General features: G+C 70.9%; 18 protein-coding genes. 6 read left to right on the plus strand and 12 right to left on the minus strand.

Translation table 11 applies throughout. The features are described 5' to 3' along the window. Window positions 1–133: 133 nt before the first annotated feature. The 8 genes from ACWCRD_RS24335 to ACWCRD_RS24370 all read right to left on the minus strand — a co-directional run bounded on the left by ACWCRD_RS24335 (window position 134) and on the right by ACWCRD_RS24370 (window position 9,698). Window positions 134–1,480: an ABC transporter ATP-binding protein gene (locus ACWCRD_RS24335; RefSeq protein WP_450967875.1), complete on the minus strand. Its 1,347-nt coding sequence runs from the start codon at window positions 1,478–1,480 to the stop codon at window positions 134–136. A gap of 192 nt (window positions 1,481–1,672) precedes the next feature. Continuing rightward, window positions 1,673–2,320: a class F sortase gene (locus ACWCRD_RS24340; RefSeq protein ID WP_450967876.1), complete on the minus strand. Its 648-nt coding sequence runs from the start codon at window positions 2,318–2,320 to the stop codon at window positions 1,673–1,675. A gap of 136 nt (window positions 2,321–2,456) precedes the next feature. Beyond that, a complete protein-coding gene (locus ACWCRD_RS24345) occupies window positions 2,457–3,101 on the minus strand; it encodes a hypothetical protein (protein WP_450967877.1) in 645 nt (214 codons plus the stop codon). Window positions 3,102–3,203: 102 nt separating this feature from the next. After that, window positions 3,204–4,448, minus strand: coding sequence for an MFS transporter (locus ACWCRD_RS24350; RefSeq protein WP_450967878.1), 1,245 nt, complete (start codon window positions 4,446–4,448; stop codon window positions 3,204–3,206). A 96-nt stretch (window positions 4,449–4,544) separates the two neighbouring features. Next, on the minus strand, window positions 4,545–5,957 hold the full coding sequence (locus ACWCRD_RS24355) for a CitMHS family transporter (RefSeq protein WP_450967879.1): 1,413 nt from the start codon (window positions 5,955–5,957) through the stop codon (window positions 4,545–4,547). 133 nt (window positions 5,958–6,090) lie between these two features. Continuing rightward, entirely contained in the window at window positions 6,091–8,352 is a 2,262-nt protein-coding gene (locus tag ACWCRD_RS24360) for a molybdopterin oxidoreductase family protein (protein ID WP_450967880.1), read from the minus strand. 126 nt (window positions 8,353–8,478) lie between these two features. Then, window positions 8,479–9,096, minus strand: a complete 618-nt coding sequence (locus ACWCRD_RS24365) for a TetR family transcriptional regulator (RefSeq protein WP_450967881.1) — start codon at window positions 9,094–9,096, stop codon at window positions 8,479–8,481. Further along, window positions 9,093–9,698 carry a hypothetical protein gene (locus tag ACWCRD_RS24370; protein ID WP_450967882.1) on the minus strand — a complete coding sequence of 202 codons (606 nt, stop codon included), beginning with the start codon at window positions 9,696–9,698 and terminating at the stop codon, window positions 9,093–9,095. The genes ACWCRD_RS24365 and ACWCRD_RS24370 overlap by 4 nt, the downstream gene beginning before the upstream one ends. 202 nt (window positions 9,699–9,900) lie before the next feature. Between ACWCRD_RS24370 and hmgA the strand changes: the two genes are divergently transcribed. The 3 genes from hmgA to ACWCRD_RS24385 are packed head-to-tail and all read left to right on the plus strand — an operon-like array spanning window position 9,901 to window position 13,195. Then, window positions 9,901–11,217, plus strand: a complete 1,317-nt coding sequence (hmgA, locus tag ACWCRD_RS24375; RefSeq protein WP_450967883.1) for a homogentisate 1,2-dioxygenase — start codon at window positions 9,901–9,903, stop codon at window positions 11,215–11,217. A gap of 27 nt (window positions 11,218–11,244) precedes the next feature. Continuing rightward, window positions 11,245–11,994: a GntR family transcriptional regulator gene (locus tag ACWCRD_RS24380; protein WP_450967884.1), complete on the plus strand. Its 750-nt coding sequence runs from the start codon at window positions 11,245–11,247 to the stop codon at window positions 11,992–11,994. Between the two features lie 40 nt (window positions 11,995–12,034). Continuing rightward, entirely contained in the window at window positions 12,035–13,195 is a 1,161-nt protein-coding gene (locus ACWCRD_RS24385; RefSeq protein WP_450967885.1) for a type ISP restriction/modification enzyme, read from the plus strand. Here the strand turns inward: ACWCRD_RS24385 and ACWCRD_RS24390 are convergent. After that, entirely contained in the window at window positions 13,192–13,911 is a 720-nt protein-coding gene (locus tag ACWCRD_RS24390) for a TetR/AcrR family transcriptional regulator (RefSeq protein WP_450967886.1), read from the minus strand. The genes ACWCRD_RS24385 and ACWCRD_RS24390 overlap by 4 nt on opposite strands. A 63-nt stretch (window positions 13,912–13,974) precedes the next feature. On the opposite strand from ACWCRD_RS24390, the gene ACWCRD_RS24395 reads away from it, so the two are divergent. After that, the gene (locus ACWCRD_RS24395; RefSeq protein ID WP_450967887.1) at window positions 13,975–14,922 is read left to right on the plus strand and encodes an ATP-binding cassette domain-containing protein; all 948 of its coding nucleotides are present in this window, start codon (window positions 13,975–13,977) and stop codon (window positions 14,920–14,922) included. Continuing rightward, window positions 14,919–15,701: an ABC transporter permease gene (locus tag ACWCRD_RS24400; protein WP_450967888.1), complete on the plus strand. Its 783-nt coding sequence runs from the start codon at window positions 14,919–14,921 to the stop codon at window positions 15,699–15,701. Before ACWCRD_RS24395 ends, ACWCRD_RS24400 begins: the two co-directional genes overlap by 4 nt. Window positions 15,702–15,883: 182 nt before the next feature. Here the strand turns inward: ACWCRD_RS24400 and ACWCRD_RS24405 are convergent, their stop codons facing one another. From ACWCRD_RS24405 to ACWCRD_RS24415, 3 genes are all read right to left on the minus strand, one after another. Continuing rightward, complete coding sequence (locus ACWCRD_RS24405) at window positions 15,884–16,153, minus strand: hypothetical protein (protein ID WP_115909075.1); 270 nt, start codon at window positions 16,151–16,153, stop codon at window positions 15,884–15,886. Window positions 16,154–16,279: 126 nt separating this feature from the next. Continuing rightward, window positions 16,280–17,101, minus strand: coding sequence for an anti-sigma factor (locus tag ACWCRD_RS24410; protein ID WP_450967889.1), 822 nt, complete (start codon window positions 17,099–17,101; stop codon window positions 16,280–16,282). Continuing rightward, the gene (locus ACWCRD_RS24415; protein WP_266953822.1) at window positions 17,098–17,640 is read right to left on the minus strand and encodes a sigma-70 family RNA polymerase sigma factor; all 543 of its coding nucleotides are present in this window, start codon (window positions 17,638–17,640) and stop codon (window positions 17,098–17,100) included. Before ACWCRD_RS24415 ends, ACWCRD_RS24410 begins: the two co-directional genes overlap by 4 nt. A 250-nt stretch (window positions 17,641–17,890) precedes the next feature. On the opposite strand from ACWCRD_RS24415, the gene ACWCRD_RS24420 reads away from it, so the two are divergent. Continuing rightward, a complete protein-coding gene (locus ACWCRD_RS24420; protein ID WP_450967890.1) occupies window positions 17,891–19,423 on the plus strand; it encodes a DUF4331 domain-containing protein in 1,533 nt (510 codons plus the stop codon). Window positions 19,424–19,482 lie beyond the last annotated feature (59 nt).

Below are 19,482 nucleotides of genomic sequence, written 5' to 3' on the forward strand. Positions count from 1 at the left end.
TGGCGGCCACGACAGCGCCCCAAAGGGGCGCGGGGCTGCATCGATTTGCGGCTCTGCCGCGTGGGCGCGACCAGCCACGACGAAGCCGCAGACTCCGACCGCCCCATCCCGGCACCCCCTGCGGAGCAAAACCTCACGCGTCGAGATCAGGCAGCCGCGCCGGAGCCGGACAAATCCGCTCCCCATGCTGGTCGAAGACGAACAGATGGGCGATGTCGACGAGCAGCGGCACCTGCATGCCATGGCGGAGCTCAAGGTCGGGGGTGGTGCGGACCACCAGGTCACCGGGGAGGCGGGCCTCGGTGAACGCGGCCTCCGCCGGGCCGGCCTCCGCCGGGTCGTCCATGACCACCACAGGCCCGGCCCGCAGGGCCCCCGCCCGGTCCCGCAGACGCTCCAGCACGGTCGGCCCGCCCTCCCGCCGACGGCGCCGGGACGGGCGCGAGCCGGGGCGCGGGGCCTCCAGGTCCGGCACGACGGCGGGCCGGGAGCCGGTGTTGAAGTGCACGAGGATCTCGTGGCCCTGGAACTCCACGTGCTCCACCAGGCCGGTGAGCGGCACCTCGCCCGTCCGGGCGGAGGAGTGCTTGGCGATGCGTACGGCCTCCGAGCGCAGCCCGACGATCACCTCCCGGCCCTGCTGCACCCGCAGCAACTGGTGGTCCAGACAGAGCGGTTCGGGCAGCCGCAGATACTGCTTGCCGAGGCTGATGGTCATCGCACCGTCGAGCGGGGCGCGGACCAGGCCGCGCAGCAGGTTGATGCGCGGGGTGCCGATGAAGGCGGCGACGAAGACGTTGCGGGGCAGGGCGTACACCATGCGCGGGGTGTCCAGCTGCTGGAGCACCCCGCCGCGCAGTACGGCGACCCGGTCGCCGAGCGACATGGCCTCGGCCTGGTCGTGGGTGACGTAGACCGTGGTGACGCCCAGCTCCCGGGTGAGCTTGGAGATCTCGGCCCGCAGATGGTTGCGGAGCTTGGCGTCGAGGTTCGACAGCGGCTCGTCCATCAGGAAGGCCGAGGGGTGCCGGGCGATGGCGCGGCCCATCGCGACGCGCTGGCGTTCGCCGCCGGAGAGCTGGCTGGGGAAGCGGTCGAGGAGGTCCTCGATGCCGAGCATCCGGGCCGTGGCGTCCACGCGCGGGCGCGGGTCCTCGCCGGGGTTCTCGACGCGCAGCGGGAAGCCGATGTTGCCGCGGCTGGTCATGTTCGGGTACAGGGCGAAGTTCTGGAACACCATCGCCATGTTCCGCTCGGACGGGAGGAGTTCGTTGGAGTGCTCGCCGTCCAGCAGCAGCCGGCCCTCCGTGATCTCCTCCAAACCGGCGATCATGCGGAGCACGGTGGATTTGCCGCAGCCGGACGGCCCGAGCAGCACGAGGAATTCACCGGGGCGGATGTCCAGCGACAGCCGGTCCACCACGCGAACGCCTCGCGTATAGGTCTTGCTCACGTCGTGCAGAGAGATGGCGCGTGTCATGGCACTGCCCCCGAGGGCGTACTGAGCGAGTCCTGAGGCTCCGCGGTCGAACGGCCCGTACGGGTCGCACGGGCTGTGAGTCACGGAAGTTAACGGACCGTACGCGCTCCAGGGAAGACACCTGACGGAATCCGGTGCTTCGTTCCGCCCGGTGAGAAAGCGGACGCGGAGGTGCGGACGGCGCCTTGCGGGTCAGCGGGTCGCCGTCAGATGGGCGAACACGACGACGTTGCTGCTGTAGCCGGTCCTGCGGGTGAACAGGCCTCCGCAGGTCAGCACCCGCAGCTCGGGGCGTGAACTCGGGCCGTACACCTCCTTGTCGGGGAAGCGGTCCTTGTCGAAGACCCGTACGCGGTCCACGGTGTAGACGGCGATGCGGCCGTCGGCGCGCCGGACCTCGATCCGGGCCCCCGGGTGCACCTGTGCGAGGGCGGCGAAGACCGCGGCGCCGGTCCTCGTGTCGCGGTGGCCGACGGCGATGGCGGTGCCGGTCTCGCCCGGTGAGGGCCCGTCCTGGTACCAGCCGACGAGCCTGGGCCTGTCGAGCGGCGGGGTGTCCAGCTGCCGGTCGGCGCCCACTCGCACCCCGATGACCGGCGCGTCGATGCCCAGGGACGGTACGCGCAGGGCGGCCGCCGGCGACCGGGGCAGTGGCGGGGGCGGTGTGGCGGGTTGTGCGGGCGCGGCCGGCTCGGAGGCCCGGGGACGCCCGTCGGCGGGGCCGGGGGCCGGTTCGGCGGGCGCCTCGACGGGCGCCGGGCCCCCGGCCCGGACGGACTCGGCCGGGTGGTGGTGATGCCCCCCGCACCGGAAGACCGTCACCAGGACGGCCACGATCATGGCCGTCCTGGTGAGGCGGTAGGCGCGGGTCCGGTGCCAGGGCCTGCGTCGCCTGCGCGCGGGAGCCGCCCGGCGGACCGTGCCGGCGCCGTGGGGTCTGGCCCGCGTTCCCCCGGAGGGGGGCGCCGGACAGGTCCTACTCGGCACCGTGGGAGCGGCGGCGCAGCAGCGTCCGGACATAGATGGCTCCGCCGACGGCGACCAGTCCGACGCCTCCGGCCGCGCTCAGCGGGGTGTACGCCTGCACGGTGTCGACGAGGCCGCCGCCGCCGGCGTGGACGCCGCCCTTCGGCCCGTGATCCTCGATCGTGTGGCTCGGGCCCGCCTGCCCCCGGTCGTGCCTGCCGTGGCAGTCGACGGAGAAGACCTTCTCCTTGGGCGCGACGGGCGGCGTGGGCGGCGTGGTCGGCGGAATGGTCCACTGGAGGGTGTATCTGCCGTCGGCCAGCCCCAGGATGTCGGTGTGCCCGGCACCGCCGGCCAGGGAGATCGTGCCGCTCACGGTGGCCGCGGTGGGCAGCGGGGGCTGAGCCGTGATGGTGTAGGAGACGGACGTCAGGTCGCCGAAATTCACGGCGTCGAGGTAGAACCTGCAGACAACGGGGTCGTCCTTGGAGACGCCGTAGGGCACTCGCTCACTGTGGATCCTGATGTCGGCACCGTCACCCGGGGCGGCAAGAGCGGCGGACGTCGCGGACCAGGAGGCCCCGGCCGCGATGAGTACGGTGAGGGCCGCGGCTCCCAGACGGGCGCCTGCGGACGGGGGCAGCAAGGTGGGCATGGACGTTCCTCCGAGTCAGACGATTTTCATACAAATCGCTCTTTCATCTGACTCTCTTTCACATCCGCCCGGCGTGTTGCGGCAGCACCACCCGACTCGCCGTCAGATGTCCCCCGACCGGCGCAAGGGAGCGCGGGCCGGGCGCCCGTCCGGAGCTGCCCCGGCCGCCTGCCCGCCGCCGGGAGCGGCCGGTGCGCGCAGGGCACTGCCCGCCGAGAACAACAGCAGGGCCCCGAGCATCACGAAGGGCGCCGCCACGCCCGCGACCCCCGCGACCAGACCCGCGGCGGCCGGCGCGGCGACCTGGCCGAGGCGGTTGCCGGTCAGCCGCAGGGCGAGGGCCGTGGAGCGGGCGCCGTCCGGGGCCGCCTGGACGACGGTCGTCATGGACAGCGGCTGCCCGACGCCGAGGCAGAACCCGAGGGCGGCCAGCACCAGGCCGAGCGCCCACACCGGCATCGGCAGCGCGACCCCGGCGCACAGCACGGCCGCCAGCAGGCAGGTCACCGTGAGCAGCAGCGGCCGGCCGAGCAGCCGCAGCAGCGGGGTGAGGACGAGCCGGCAGGCGATCGTGGCGCCCGCGCGCAGGCTGAGCAGCACACCGATCACCGAGGGTGCGATGCCCCGGTGTTCGCCGACCACCGGCAGATAGGCGGTGAGGATGTCGGTGGCGGACAGCACGGAGAGGCTGATGAGCATGCCCGCCGGTACGCCCCGGGCCCGCAGGATGCTGCCGACGGGGACCTGACCGCCTTGTGCGGTACGGGACTTGAGGGCCGTACGGTCCTCGATGCGCCACAGCGATGTGAACGCGATCGCGGCTCCCGCGCCGGCCATCACGAGGGCCAGCGCGCTGGTGCCCGCCATGTCCGGGGCGCCGATCAGCGCGCCCGCCGCGATCGGGCCGACCAGTTGGCCGAGCGAGGCGCCGATGGTGAAGTGGCCGAAGTTGCGGTCCTGTTCGTGCGGGGCGGACTGGCGGGCGACGAGCGACTGGGCGCCGATCACGAAACAGAGGTGGCCGAGGCCCATCACACCGCTCCAGACCGCCATCGCCCAGAGGGAACCGGCGAGTCCGCTCAGCGCGCAGCCGCCCGCTGTCAGGACCACGCCGACGGGCAGCAGAGGTGCGCAGCGGCCGTGGTCGGTGCGGCGGCCCAGCGGTACCGCGGCGAAGAGCGGCAACAGGGCGTACACGCCCGCGATGACGCCGACCGCCCGCTCGTCGGCGCCCAGCGCGAGGGCCCGGTAGGAGACGGCGGGCCGGGCCATCGACACCGCCCCCTGCGCGAAGCCGAAGGCGATGACGAGACGGAGCAGCCAGCCGCGGTTCCTACCGGGCCCCATGTGCGAGTCCTCCTGGATTCCCTTGCCTGGAACCCGAATTCCCTTGCCGGGAAGCCGAGCTCCCTTGCCCGGCATCCGAGTTCCCTTGCCGGAAGCTCAGATGATGCCGAAGAGGATCCCTGCCCCGAGGACCACGAGTGAGGTGAGCGCGGCCCACTTGACCACGAACCTGGTGTGGTCGCCGAACTCCACCTTGGCCATGCCGACCAGGACGTACACGGCCGGGACGAGCGGGCTCGACATGTGCAGCGGCTGCCCGATGAGCGAGGCGCGGGCGATCTCCAGGGACGAGACGCCGTGGGCCTGACCAGCCTCGGCGAGCACGGGGAGGATGCCGAAGTAGAAGCCGTCGTTGGACATGAAGTACGTCAGCGGGATGCTGAGGATGCCGGTGACGAAGGCCATGTGCGGGCCCATCCCGTCCGGGATGTTGTCCACCAGCCACTTGGCCATGCTGTTGACCATCCCCGTGCCCTGGAGGACGCCGGTGAAGACGGCGGCGGCGAAGACCATGCCGGATACGTTGAGGACGTTCTCCGCGTGGGCGCCGAGGCGGGCCTTCTGGTCGGGCATGTGCGGGAAGTTGACGGTGAGCGCCAGAGCGGCACCCAGCAGGAACAGCACCGGGATCGGCAGCCACTCCATGATCATGGCGGTGAGCAGGGCCACCGTGAGCAGCGCGTTGAACCAGTACAGCTTGGGGCGCAGGGTGGGCCGGTCGGGGTCGAGGCCCTGCAGGCCGTCGTCCTCGTCCGCGGGGAGGTCCGCGTCGGTCCCGGAGCCGGAGCCGCCGGTGGCACGCTCGGCGTCCTTGCCGGACCCGGAACCGGAGCCCGCGCCCACCAGAACCGTCTCGGTCTCCTTCTCCTCGACCAGCACCTCGTCCAGCGTCAGCACACCGAGCCGCTTGCGCTCGCGGCGCCCGAGCACGTACGCGAGACCGAAGACGAACAGCAGGCCCATGGCGAGCGCCGGGATCATCGGGACGAAGATGTCGCTCGCGTCGAGCTTCAGCGCGGTCGCGGCGCGGGCGGTCGGGCCGCCCCACGGCAGGGTGTTCATCACGCCGTTGGCCATGGCGGCGACACCGGTCATCACGACCAGGCTCATCTTCAGGCGCTTGTACAGCGGGTACATCGCCGACACGGTGATCATGAAGGTGGTCGAGCCGTCGCCGTCGAGCGACACGATCGCGGCGAGGACGGCCGTACCGACGACGATCCTGAGCGGGTCGGCCTTGCAGAACTTGAGAATCCCCCGAACGATCGGGTCGAAGAGGCCGACGTCGATCATCACACCGAAGTAGACGATCGCGAACATGAGCATCGCCGCGGTGGGCGCGAGGCTGGTGACGCCGTCGATGACGTAGTCGCCGAGCTTCGCCCCCTTACCGACGAAGACACAGAACAGTGCCGGGATCAGCACGAGCGCCGCGATCGGCGACATCTTCTTCAGCATGATCAGGACCAGGAAGGTCGCGATCATGGCGAAGCCGAGGATGGTCAGCATGAATGGATACCTAACGTTCGCCCTTGAACATCCCGCCGGGCAGGCGGTGCGATGACGTTAGGTCCGTTCAAACGGCGTTAACAAGACGTTGACCTGCGAGCAATAAGCGCAAAATCCCAGGTCACGGCTTTGCTCAGGTCACAGGGCTGAGCTTTTCGGACACGGCGGCGACTGCGGCGACCTCAATGGGCACTCCGTTGAGGACCGCGTTGCCCGACAGCGGATCGAGCAGGCTGCCGTCGAGGAGCTGGTTGACGTTGACGCCGGGGTCGGTGGCGGCGTGGCTCATGCGGGTGCCGGGCCGGTCGTGGCCCCAGCCGTGCGGAAGGCTCACCACGCCGGGACGTACGGAGTCCGTGACCTCGGCGGGGGCGGTGACCTCTCCCCCGGCACCCTTCACGCGTACGGCCGCCCCGTCCCGCACGCCGAGCCGCTCGGCGTCCTCGGGGTGGATGTGCAGGGTGCAGCGGTTCGTGCCGCCGGTGAGGGCGGGGACGTTGTGCATCCAGCTGTTGTTGGAGCGCAGATGACGGCGGCCGACGAGGACGAGTTCGTCCGGGCGTCGGTCCAGGGCCGCCCGCAGCCGCGGCAGATCGTCCGCGATCGGCTGTGGCAGCAGCTCGACCTTGCCGCTCTGGGTCTTCAGCGGCTGCGGCAGACGCGACCGCAGCGGACCGAGGTCGATGCCGTGCGGATGCGCGAGCAGCCGCTGAAGGCTCAGCCCGTCCGGTCGTACGCCGAAGCCGTCACCGTAGGGGCCGAGGCGCAGCATCATGTCGAGCCGCCGCTCGGGGCCGCTCACCCCGGTGAGCTGCGCGGCAAGTTCCTTGGGGTCGCGGCCGTGCACGGGCGACCAGGGCTCCTTGACCGCCTTGCCCAGGGTCTGCCCGATGACCAGCTCGTCGACGGCGGACGGGTCGGCGCCGTGCATGCCGGTGGCGGCCAGGACGAGCCGGGCGAAGATCTCGGTCTCGGGCAGGCGGCCGGGCTCCAGGGGAACGGCGGGGCGGGTGTAGCGGACCTGGTTGCGAACGGCGAGGGTGTTGAACGCGAAGTCGTGGTGCGGGCTCTGCGAGGGCGGGGGCGGGGGCAGGACGACGGTCGCGTGGCGCGTGGTCTCGTTCAGGTACGGGTCGATGCTGACCATGAAGTCCAGGGAGCCCAGGGCCTTGTCGAGGCGGTCGCCGTCGGGCGCCGAGAGCACGGGGTTGGCGGCGGAGGTGATCAGGGCGCGGATCGGCACGCCCTCGTCGGTCCCGGTGTCGATCTCCTCGGCGAGCGCCGAGAGCGGCAACTCGCCCTTCGCCTCGGGGTGGCCGCTCACCCGTGAGCGCCAGCGGGCGAGCGTGAAGCCGTGGCTCGGTCCTGCAGGGCGGGGTGTGCGGTCGGTGGCCGCCTGCGGGAACAGGGCCCCGCCGGGACGGTCGAGGTTGCCGGTGAGGACATTGAGGACGTCGACGAGCCAGCTGGCCAGGGTGCCGTGCGGGACGGTGCAGCTGCCGATGCGGCCGTACACGGCGGCGGTGGGGGCGGCGGCGAGTTCGCGGGCGAGGGTGCGGATCGTGGGGGCGTCCACGTCGCAGGCGCCTGCGACGGCTTCGGGGCTGAAGTCCTGTACGGCCGCGCGCAGTTCCTCCAGGCCCTGGAGGTGCGGGGTCAACTCACCGGTGTCGACGAGGCCTTCCTCGAACAGGGCGTACGCCATCGCCGCGAGGAGCAGCGCGTCGGTGCCGGGGCGGATCGCGATGTGCCGGTCGGCGAGCTTGGCGGTGCGGGTGCGGCGCGGGTCGATGACGGTGAGGGTGCCGCCGCGGGCCTTGAGCGCCTTGAGCTTGCCGGGGAAGTCGGCGGCCGTGCACAGACTCCCGTTGGACTCCAGGGGGTTGGCGCCGATCAGGAGCAGATGGTCGGTGTGGTCCAGGTCCGGCACCGGGATGGCGTTGGCGTCGCCGTAGAGCAGTCCGCTGGAGACGTGCTTGGGCATCTGGTCGACCGTGGACGCGGTGAAGACACTGCGGGTGCCGAGACCGGCGAGCAGCACCGGCGGGTAGAGGGCGCCCGCCATGGTGTGCACGTTCGGGTTGCCGAGGACGACGCCGACGGAGTGGGGGCCGTAACGCTCGACGACCGTGCGGACCCCGGCGGCGACCGCGTCGAAGGCCTCCTCCCAGGTGGCCTCGCGCAGCTCGCCGTCCTTGCGCACGAGGGGGGTGCGCAGCCGGTCGGGGTCACCGTCCACGGCGCCGAAGGAGGCGCCCTTCGGGCAGATGAACCCCTTGCTGAACACGTCCTCGCGGTCACCGCGGGCGCCGGTGACACGGGTGCCCTCGATGGTGAGGGTCAGCCCGCAGGTGGCCTCGCACAGGGGGCAGATTCGCAGGGCGGTGCGGGACACGGGTCCTCCCGGTGGCGGCGACGGTGACGCTCGTACTGTGCGCCGAGCATACCGACCGGTATGCACGGAGGGGAGACCTCTTCGGGGGCGAGGTCGGAAATCCGCGGGCCGCGGCCCTGCGGGATCTCAGTCCAGCACGCGCGCCAGATACGCCCGCAGCAGCTCCCGCGCCTCCTCGATGATCTTCTCGTCGCCCTCCGGGGCCACCCGGAAGGCCAGGTGGACCAGGGTGTCGGCGGTCTCCACGGCGATCAGGAAGGTACGGCGCAGATCGTCGTCCGGCTCCCGGTCGAGGTAGCCGGAGAGCAGATCGGTGAGGCGGTCGGCGACACGGTGGTTGGGTTCGGAGTTGCGGGCGCCGACCGGGATCTGGTTGCCGAAGTCGACGAGGGAGAAGCCGGGCGCGGTGCGCTTCATCGCCAGGTACTCGTCGAGGACGGCGTCCATCGCCGAGCGCCAGCCCCCGTCGCCGGCCGACTTCAGCCGCTCGGTGACCTGCTCGGTGAAGCGCTCCAGGTTGCGCTGGGCGAGGGCGTCGACCATCTGCCGCTTGTTGCCGAAGAAGCGGTAGACCGAGCCGATGGGGACCCCGGCGCGCAGGGCCACGGCCCGGGTGCTCAGGTCGTCGTAGCCGACCTCGTCGAGGAGGTCGGCGCAGGCGTCGAGGATTCTGGTGAGGCGTTCGGCACTGCGCCGCTGCACAGGCGCTCGGCGTAGCGATGTCGCGTGGGGCACAGGCTTCATGATGCCGTTCCGGAGCGCTGGGGTGAACCTCGCCCCCCGGCATGCAGATAGGTGCCGGATGCACCGAGTGCGGTCACCCCGGGAGTGGCACCGGGTGCGCCCGCCGCCTCCGAGGCCGTGATGTCGGCCGTGCTCTCCACGGGGCGGCCCTGCACGGCCCATACGGTGCCGTCGTCGGCGTACAGCCGGGCGGTGACGTGGTGCGTGCCGCGCGGCACGAACCTCGCCGGGAGGCGGCAGGTGAGGCCGCGGAGCCGGGTGACCAGCCGGTCGTCGACGAAGACGTATGCGAGACCGCGGCCGGCCCGCGCGCGCGACTTCGCACCCGGGGGCGAGAAGCGGAAGTTGTGGACGGTCAGATACACGTCCCAGGTGTTGCCGGAGTCCGGCTGCACCTCGATCCCGACCTCGGGCGCGCCCTTCTTCTTCACTTCACGGTAGTGCCGCCCCTGCTTGTCCGTGCTGCCCAGGAGCTTGCCGACCGGCGGGATCGAATCGCCGTTCTTCCCCTCGTGCGTATCACTGGAGCCGCAGCTCACGGATCCGGTCAACAGCAGGACACAGACCGCGAGCGCGACTGGAAGACCCCGCGTCCACGACATGCCCGGGAGACTAGAACACCCCTCCGACACTCGGATCCCCCTGAAGTCTGGTTCTCGTTCCTCCCTGATGAGTAGGCCCCCTGGACCCCCTTGCGCCCGCGAAACCGCAATCCTACGGTGATACATAGGAATCAGCAGGCAACGATCTGCATCTGCCTGCATCTGTCTGCATCTGTCTGCATCAGTCCGCAAGGGAGCGATGATGAGCGGGGACGCGCGTAAGACGGCCGAGGGGCTGGCCTATCTCTCCGGTTTCGGCAACGAGCACAGCTCGGAGGCGGTGCCCGGAGCCCTGCCCGAGGGCCGCAACGCGCCGCAGCGCGCTCCGCTCGGGCTGTACGCGGAACAGCTCAGCGGTACGGCGTTCACCGAGCCGCGGGCCCACAACCGCCGTTCCTGGCTCTACCGCATCCGCCCGTCGGCCGCGCACCCGGCGTTCACGCGCACGGACAACGGTGCGATCCGTACGGCCCCGTTCACCGAGTCGGTGCCCGACCCGAACCGCCTGCGCTGGAACCCGCTGCCCGAGCCCCCGGCCGGGACGGACTTCCTGGCCGCCCTGTGGACCCTGGGCGGCAACGGCGACGCCACCCAGCGCACCGGCATGGCCGTGCACCTGTACCACGCCAACTCCTCGATGGAGCGCGTCTTCAGCGACGCGGACGGCGAGCTGCTGATCGTCCCGGAGCGCGGCGGGCTGCTGCTGCGCACGGAGTTCGGGCTGCTGCATGTGGAGCCGGGACATGTCGCGCTCGTTCCTCGTGGAGTGCGCTTCCGTGTGGAGCTGCTGGATGCCTCCGCCCGCGGTTATGTGTGCGAGAACTACGGCGCGCCCTTCCACCTCCCCGACCTGGGCCCGATCGGCGCCAACGGCCTCGCCAACGCCCGTGACTTCCAGGCCCCCGTAGCCGCCTACGAGGACGTGGAGGGCCCGGTGGAGGTGGTGAACAAGTTCTGCGGCAACCTCTGGACGGCCGTCTACGACCACTCACCGCTCGACGTGGTCGCCTGGCACGGCAACCACGTCCCCTACGTCTACGACCTGCGCCGTTTCAACGTCATCGGCAGCATCTCCTACGACCACCCGGACCCGTCGATCTTCACGGTGCTGACGTCCCCGTCCGACACCCCGGGCCTGGCCGGTGTCGACTTCGTCGTCTTCGCGCCGCGCTGGCTGGTGGGCGAGGACACGTTCCGGCCGCCGTACTTCCACCGCAATGTGATGAGCGAGTACATGGGCCTGATCGAGGGCGCCTACGACGCCAAGGCGGAGGGCTTCGTGCCGGGCGGCGGTTCGCTGCACAACATGATGTCGGCGCACGGTCCGGACCGGGAGACCTTCGACCGGGCGAGCGCCGCCGAGCTGAAGCCGCAGAAGGTGGACGACGGGCTGGCGTTCATGTTCGAGACCCGCTGGCCGGTGACACTCACCCCGCACGCCGCGGGCGCGGAGCACCTGCAGCAGCGCTACGACGACGTGTGGCAGGGCCTCGAGCGGCATTTCCGCCCGTTGCACTGATCGCGTACGACCGGTACGGATAGGCCCGTGACCTCCTTCGCTCCGGACTCGATCGTCCTGAACCGCAAGCTGCCGCTCTGGTACCAGGTGTCGCAGTCCCTGCGCGCCTCGATACTCGGCCGCTCGCCCCAGGACCCGCTGCGGCTGCCCACCGAGGAGCAGCTGGCGGGGCACTACGGGGTGAGCGTGCTGACCATGCGGCAGGCGCTGAAGGAGCTGGAGGACGAGGGCCTGATCACGCGCCACCGCCGCCGGGGCACGTTCATCGAGCCGGACGCGCTGAGGGGCGCCCCGGTCCGGCTGCTCGGCTCGGTGGACGCGATCGTGGCCCAGCAGTCCGGGATGGTGACGGAGCTGCTGGACCACGGCAGCGCGCCCGTGCCGCCCGAACTCGCCGAGTTCTTCCCGGAGACCGGCGAGGTGGCCGCGTATCACCGGCTGCGCAGCGACGAGAAGACCGGCGAGCCGACCAACCACGCCCGCAACTACGTCCGTCCCGAACTGGCCGCCCGCTTCGAACCCGCCGACCTGGTGCGCCGGCCGATGACGAAGGTGCTGCGTGACATCGTCCGGGCGGACATCAGCCGTATCACGGACACCGTGGAGGCCCGCCTGGCCGACCCGGAGACGGCCCGTCTGCTCCAAGTCCCGCTGCTCAGCCCGATCCTGCACTACACGGGCGTCACCTACGACGGGGACGGACGCGTCCTGGACGTGGCCGTCATCCACTACCGCGGCGACCGCTTCTCCTTCACCGTGACGCTGGACGCCACATGACGCTCCCGGCCGCCGGTGCCTGTCGGTGGAAGGTCGTACGATGCCCAGCGTGACGCACGACGACGCTCCGCTGCTTGCGGACCTCATGCCGTGGTCCGTCGCACCGCCGCGGCTCGGCCGGGGGTGGCCGACGGGCCCCGACGCCGCAACCCTCAAGGCCCGTTGGGACGCCCTGATGAAGGCCGAGGGCCCGGACCGCGAGGCCTTGTTCGAGCCGACCCGCTCGCGCACGCTGCGCTCGGCGGTCGGCCAACTGCCGGGCCAGTCGAGCGGCACGGAGAAACTGATCCACACGTCGGGTCCCTGTCCCGAGCCGGTACGCGTCCTGCTCGCCCCCTTCGACGAACAGTGGCTGATCCCCGACCACCGCCTGATCGACACGGCCCGCCCCGAGCTGTGGCGGGTGGCGGACGAACACCAGGTCTTCCTCGCCGAGACGGCCACGGACAGCACCGGCCCGCACCTCCTGGCCACCTCCCACCTCCCCCTCCTGCGGCCCGGCCGCATCCGGCCCTTCTACCGCCGCCCGGGCGGGACGGAACCCAACCTGACCCCGGGCCTGCTGGACCACCTGGGCACCCGCCTCGGCCACTCCCCCACCCCGCCGGACCTCCTCGCCTGGACCCTGGCGACGGTCCGCCCGGACCTGACGGTCCCTCTCACCGAGGACACCGAACTCTGGTCGCACGGCGTGGAGTTGGGCCGCCGCCTCCTCTGGCTGATGCGCCGCAACGGCGACCGCCCCAAACTCCCGGGAGGCCGCCGCCCCTACGTCCGCGCCCCACTGCCGTCCCGCCCCCTCACGATCGCCTACGACCGCGACGAGGAAACCCTGCTCCTCGACGAGGGCCGCATCTCCCCGGTGCCACCGGAGGCCTGGGACTTCGAGGCGGGCGGCGTCCGGGTCCTGGAGCACTGGTTCACGTCCCGCACGGCGGAGGCCGAGGCGGGCACCCTGACGGCCATCCGCCCGCCGGCCTGGCCCCAGACATGGACCTCCGAGCTGCTGGAACTGATCACGGTCCTGGCACTGCTGGCGGAACTGCGGCCGCAGCAGGACGAGTTGACGGTCACGGCCCCCATCACGGCGAGCGAGCTGCACAAGGCGGGGGTGCTCCCTCCGGCGGAGGCGGCACGGAAGCCGGCGTCCGTCCTCGATCACCACGAGGAGGGCCCGGAAGGCCAGTTCGCGTTGATCTAGCGCCTTTCGGGATCGAACCCGTCGAGCACCCGCTCCAGCGCCAGCTCGAAGACGGCGTCCAGATCGATCGGCCCGGGATCCTCCGTGAACGCCGCAGCCATCCGCGGATACGCCCCGCTCGCGACCTGGCCTCCCAGATACGCGATCCGCACCGCGTTCTCCTGCTCCTCCGACCACGGCAGGTTCCGCGTCCGCTCGGCCGTGGCCAGTTCATTGGCCACGTACATCGTCACGACGCCGTTGAGCAGCCCGACCAACTGCATCTTCATGCCGTACTTCATGCCGTCGAGCGGATCCAGACAGGCCAGACAGTGCTCCAGGTACCGCAGGGCGTTCGGGCTGAACCCGTACACGGGTGACATCAGCCGCGGCAGCCAGGGATGCCGGTGCATCAGCGAGCGGGTCTGACGAGCCACCCTCATCATGTCGCCCCGCCAGTCCCCCGACGGCTCCCACTGCTCGTGCTCACCGCTGATCGCGTCCACCATCAGCTCGTACAGGTCCTCCTTGCGGGGGACGTAGTTGTACAGCGACATGGTCCCGCACCCCAGCTCGGCCGCGACATGCCGCATCGACACCGCGTCCAGGCCGCCCTCGTCGGCGATCTTCACCGCCGCCGCCGCGATGTCGGCACGCGTATGGGCCGGCCTCGGCCCCCGGCCCGTCCGCTCGGGACGCGCCCAGATCACTTCGGGTACCGCCGCTCGGCCCGCCATCGATCATCACCTCGCCACCCATCCTAGTTACGTACACCGTACGTAGTGCGCTATGGTCGAGCCATGACTTCTACGTACGCTGTACTTAGTGAAGGTCTGGAGAAGAGGTTCGGCGAGGTGCACGCGGTGCGCGGGCTGGATCTCGCGGTGGCCCAGGGCACGGTCTGCGGTGTCCTCGGGCCGAACGGGGCGGGCAAGACGACGGCCGTACGGCTGCTGACGACCCTGTTGCGGCCGGACGCGGGCTCGGCGCGGATCGCGGGGCACGACCTCGTCCGCGAACCCGCGGCCGTCCGGCGCAGGATCGGCGTCACCGGGCAGTACGCGTCGGTCGACGGCGACCTCACGGGCCGCCAGAACCTGCAGCTGTTCGCGCGGCTGCACCGGGTACGGGCGCCGGGGCAGCGCGCCGACGAGCTCCTGGAGCGGTTCGGGCTGACCGAGGCCGCCGGCCGGACGGCGTCGACGTACTCCGGCGGGATGCGCCGCCGGCTGGACCTGGCGGCGAGCCTGATCCGCCGGCCCGAGGTGCTGTTCCTGGACGAGCCCACGACGGGGCTCGACCCGGCCAGCCGCAATCTGATCTGGACGGCCGTGCGCGAACTCACCGCCGACGGTACGACGGTGCTGCTGACCACGCAGTACCTGGAGGAGGCAGACCAACTCGCCGACGACATCGCCCTGGTGGACCGCGGACGGGTGGCGCACACGGGCTCACCGGCCCAGTTCAAGGCGCTCATCGGGGCCTACGTCGAGGTCGTCGTCGCGGACGCGGACGTGCTGGTGAAGGCGGCCGGGGTCCTCGATCAACTCACGGGCGCCGAGCCGTCGTTCGACCGTGAACGCAACGCCGTCACCGCGGTCACCAGGGACCGCACGCTCACCCTGCCCCGCCTGGTGCGCGAACTCGACGCGGCGGGCGTGCCGTTGCTCGACGCGAGCCTGCGGCAGCCGACGCTCGACGAGGCCTTCATCCGACTGACGACCGACATCAAGGAGCCCGCAGCATGAGCACGTTGGCGTACGACGGCCTCGCGATGGTCGGCCGGCAGCTGCGGCGGGTCCGCAACAGTCCCGGCCTTGCGATCCTCACTCAGGTCATGCCGATCAACATGCTGCTGTTTTTCGGCTACGTGTTCGGCAGCGCCCTCGCGATGCCCGGCCGCGAGTACCGGTCCTTCCTGGTGCCGGGGCTGCTGGTCGCGACGGCCGCGGGCGGACTCATGACCGGCATGTTCCAGGCGGCCGCCGACTCGCACCGCGGCGTGATGGACCGCTTCCGTACGATGCCGGTGAGCCGGGCCGCCGTGCCCCTCGGACAGGCGGTGGCCGACCTCATGGTCACAGCGATCGGGACGGTGCCCCTGCTCCTGGTCGGCCTCGCGGTGGGCTGGCGGATCGAGGGGTCCGCACCCCGGGCCGTTGGCGCGGTGGGGCTGCTGCTGCTGTTCCGGTTCGCCTGCACGTCGATCGGGATCTTCCTCGGGCTGCTCACCCGGAGCGAGGATGCGGCCGGGCAGCTCGGTGCCTCGACGTTCGTGCTGCCGCTGCTGTCCAACGCCTACATCCCGACCGACGGTCTGCCGGGCTGGCTGCGCACGGTCGCCGAGTGGAATCCGATCAGTGCGGTGACGACGGCCCTGCGGGACCTCTTCGGCAATGCGCCGGTGCCGGGGGATGCCGCCTGGCCGGTGGCGCATCCGATCGTCGGGTCACTGGTGTGGTGCGTGGCACTGATCGCCGTGTTCATGCCGCTCGCGGTACGCAGGTACGCGTACGGGGGCCGGTGATCTCAACAGCTGGGGGTCAATGGGCAGATGTCTTCGGTGCAGAGCGGGTGGAACGCACCGAAGACGCCCTCGATGGCAGGCCACGCCCGAGTACGGGCTGCGAGCCGGTGCACCACTGCATGCCGTGGGGATGACGGACGACTGCCGCAGCACTGCACCGGACGCACGGACGCCGGTACGGCTCAGCGCCCGCCGAACAGCGAACGACGCAGTCGGCGCAGCGGTGCGAAGAGCAGCACACGGCTGATCCGGTTGCCGCTGGCGCTGCGCTCACGTGGGGTGTCACGCGCGGTCAGCTCACGCATCAGCGAGGTCGCCTCGGCCGTCTCGCGCTGTGGTACGGCCGGGCCGCCCAGCACCGAGAGATGGCGGTCGAGACGCGAACTGGTCGCGCTGCTCCCGCAGGTGATCGCAGGGACCCTGGCCCTGCTGCGCACTGTTATCTGTTCCATGTCACTCCCCACCCGTACGAGTCCACCCGGCCCGGGCAGGGTAACCCTATCGCTCCCTCGGGGCACTCGTGTATCGCGGTCACAGGATTCACCTTCCCCATAAGGGTGTTGACAACTCCTCCATGGTCACTCTCCGAATCCAACCGATTTCAGGGCGAGTTGGACAATGGGCTGGCTGGTGGGCTGGGGTGAGCCTCCGTCGGGTTCGACGGTCACTGCGAGTGACGTGGCCGAACTGCCGAGGTCGGTCGCGACCAAGGGCGTGTCGCCGCCCCCGAAGAGCCCCAGGGAGCGTGGTTGTGCACCGGGGCGCATGAGCCAGAGCTGGTGCACGCGTCCGCTGGGCAGGGCGTCGTATCCGCTGAGCGTGACGACCGCCTGTCCCTCCGATGCGGAGGCGACCGCTCCGATACTTCGGCCCTGGGGGTCCTTGCGAGTCGTCGCACGCGCGTCGGGAGCTGCGAGAACGTGGGCGATCTCACGTGCCTGGGCGCGCTCGGCGTCCAGCTTGTCCTGGGTCCGGTTCGCCTGGACGGCGAACAGCGATGCGACGACGAGTGCCGCGGCCGCCGTCGCCGTGGCGAACGGCACGAAGAAGGGGCGGCGCTCGCGCGGCGCACGGGAGCGTCCCGGTGGCGGTTGCGTGCCCCAGACATGCGGGGGCAGCTGGGGCGTGTGCTCCCTCGCGACCGGCCCCGCCTCCTGCGCAGTGGTGCGTACGGCGGCCAGCACCCGGTCGCGCATCGCGGCCGGCGGTGGGGCGGCCGTCGACCAGGCGAGGCGGACGGCGTCCTCGGACAGGGCGCGCACCTCGGCCCCGCAGCGCTCGCAGTTCTTCAGGTGCCGCTCGAAGCGCACCCGCTCAGCGGGCTCCAGCGCGTCGAGCGCATAGGGGGCCGCGAGCGAGTGCAGATCCCCGCGGCCGAGCAGCCGGGCGAGAAGACTCATGCGACACCTCCCAGGCACTTGCGCAGCTGGGTGAGTCCGTCGCGCATCCGGGTCTTGACCGTGCCCAGCGGCAGCGAGAGCCGCTCGGCCACTTCACGGTACGTGTAGCCGTCGTAGTAGGCGAGGGTGACGGACTGGCGCTGCAGGGTGGTGAGGCGGTCCAGGCAGCGGCGTACCCACTCGCGTTCGAGGCCCGCCTCGACCTCCTCGGTGACCTGGTCGAAGGCCGGGTGGTGGGCCCGGCGTGCCTCGCGCTGTTCGCGGTCGACGGCCGCGCGGGCGCTGCGCACCCGGTCGACGGCGCGGCGGTGGGCGAGGGTGAGGATCCAGGACAGGGCGCTGCCGCGGCCGGGGTCGAACCGCGCGGCGGACCGCCAGAGTTCGAGCAGCACCTCCTGCGCCACCTCCTCCGACTGCGCGGGGTCGCGCACCACCCGGCGGACGAGTCCGAACACCGGACCGGACACCAGGCCGTACAGCTCCTCGAATGCCTTCTGGTCGCCGCCTGCCACGAGTACCAGAAGCTCGTCCGCCTCCACTCGGTCCCCCTCTCGCCGCCCGCATGGGCCCCGTCCCGTCACACCAGGCATTCGCAACGAACGCACCTCCGGATGGGGTACGGATCAGCGTGCCCGAAACGCGGGTCGGCGCCCCACCAAAGAAGTTTCGCGGCTCGACTGAGACAAGATCAGGGCTTCGCCGTAAAGACGTTTGAGATTCCACCAATCCACTCCGGCGACCGCTCCGAATCAGCGTTCGTCAGGCAAGTTGGGACTGAGGACGGACGGCATGACAACTGACTCCAGGAGCGGCGCGGGACGCAGGAGCATCGCGACCCTCATAGCTGGTGCGCTGGCCGCCGGCGGGCTCGCGGCCGCAGGCGTGGCCACGCTGGAACCGGGGGCGGCCTCCGCCTCCAGCCACCGGGAGGCCCCGTTGATCTCGGGGCAGCCCCAGTACGACAACACGGACCTGTACGCGTTCGTCAGCCCGGACAAGCCGGACACGACGACGGTCATCGCGAACTTCATCCCGTTCGAGGAACCGGCGGGCGGCCCGAACTTCTACCAGTTCGGCGACGACGCCCAGTACGACCTCCACATCGACAACAACGGTGACGCGCAGGACGATCTGCTGCTCCGCTACACGTTCCGCACCCAGACGAAGAACAAGAAGTCGTTCCTGTACAACACGGGCGTGGTCAGCAACCTGACCGACCCGGACCTGAACATCACGCAGACGTACAACATCGACCTGATCAAGCTGAAGGGCCGGCGGGCCGTCTCGAAGACCAGGCTCGCCGAGGACATTCCGGTGGCACCGTCGGACGTCGGCAAGGCGTCGATGCCCGACTACGGCAAGCTGCGCGACCAGGCGATCTACAAGCTCTCCAACGGCGGCCAGACCTTCGCCGGCCAGGCCGACGACCCGTTCTTCGCCGACCTGCGCGTCTTCGACCTGCTGTACGGCGGGAACCTCTCCGAAGTCGGCCGGGACACCCTCGCGGGCTACAACGTCAACTCGATCGCCCTGCAGCTGCCCACGGACATGCTCACGGAGTCCAAGAAGCAGCCGGTCATCGGCGTCTGGTCGACCGTCTCGCGCAAGAACGCCCGGGGCTACTACGAGCAGGTCTCGCGCCTGGGCAACCCGCTGGTCAACGAGGTCGTCAACCCGCTGAAGGACAAGGACAAGTTCAACGCGTCCTCGCCCGCCTACGACGCGCAGTTCCTGAAGAACGTGACCAACCCGGAGCTGCCGAAGCTCATCGAGTCCATCTACAAGATCAAGGCGCCGTCGGAGCCGCGCAACGACCTCGTCGACGTGTTCCTGAAGGGCGTCAAGGGCCTCAACCAGCCGCCGTACGTGCGCCCGGCGGAGGAGCTGCGCCTGAACACCTCCATCAAGCCGGCCGCCTCCCCGAAGCGGCTGGGCGTCCTCGACGGCGACAACGCGGGCTTCCCGAACGGGCGCCGGCTCACCGACGACGTGATCGACGAGGCGCTCCAGGTCATGGAGGGCGAACTGGTCGGCTCCAAGAACGACCTGGGCGACGCGGTCGACAAGAACGACAAGGGCTTCGGCAAGTACTTCCCGTACCTGGCCAACCCGACCTCCGGTTCGCGCGGTGCGACCGCCAAGGGCGTCGCCGGCGGCAGCGACGTCAAGAGCCAGCTCGGTGACGCGCTGCAGCCCGCCTCGGCCGCCGGCATGGACAACACCACACTGATCGCGGCTTCGGCCGGTGGCGGAGCCGCCGGTATCGCGCTGATCGGCGCGGGTCTCATGTGGTGGCGCCGGATGCGGAGCCGCGCGTACTAGTACGCACCATTACCGGCGGACCGGGCGGCTTCTTCGGAGCGGCACCGCCCGGTCCGCGG

The sequence above is a fragment of the Streptomyces sp. NPDC002092 genome, assembly GCF_053593775.1.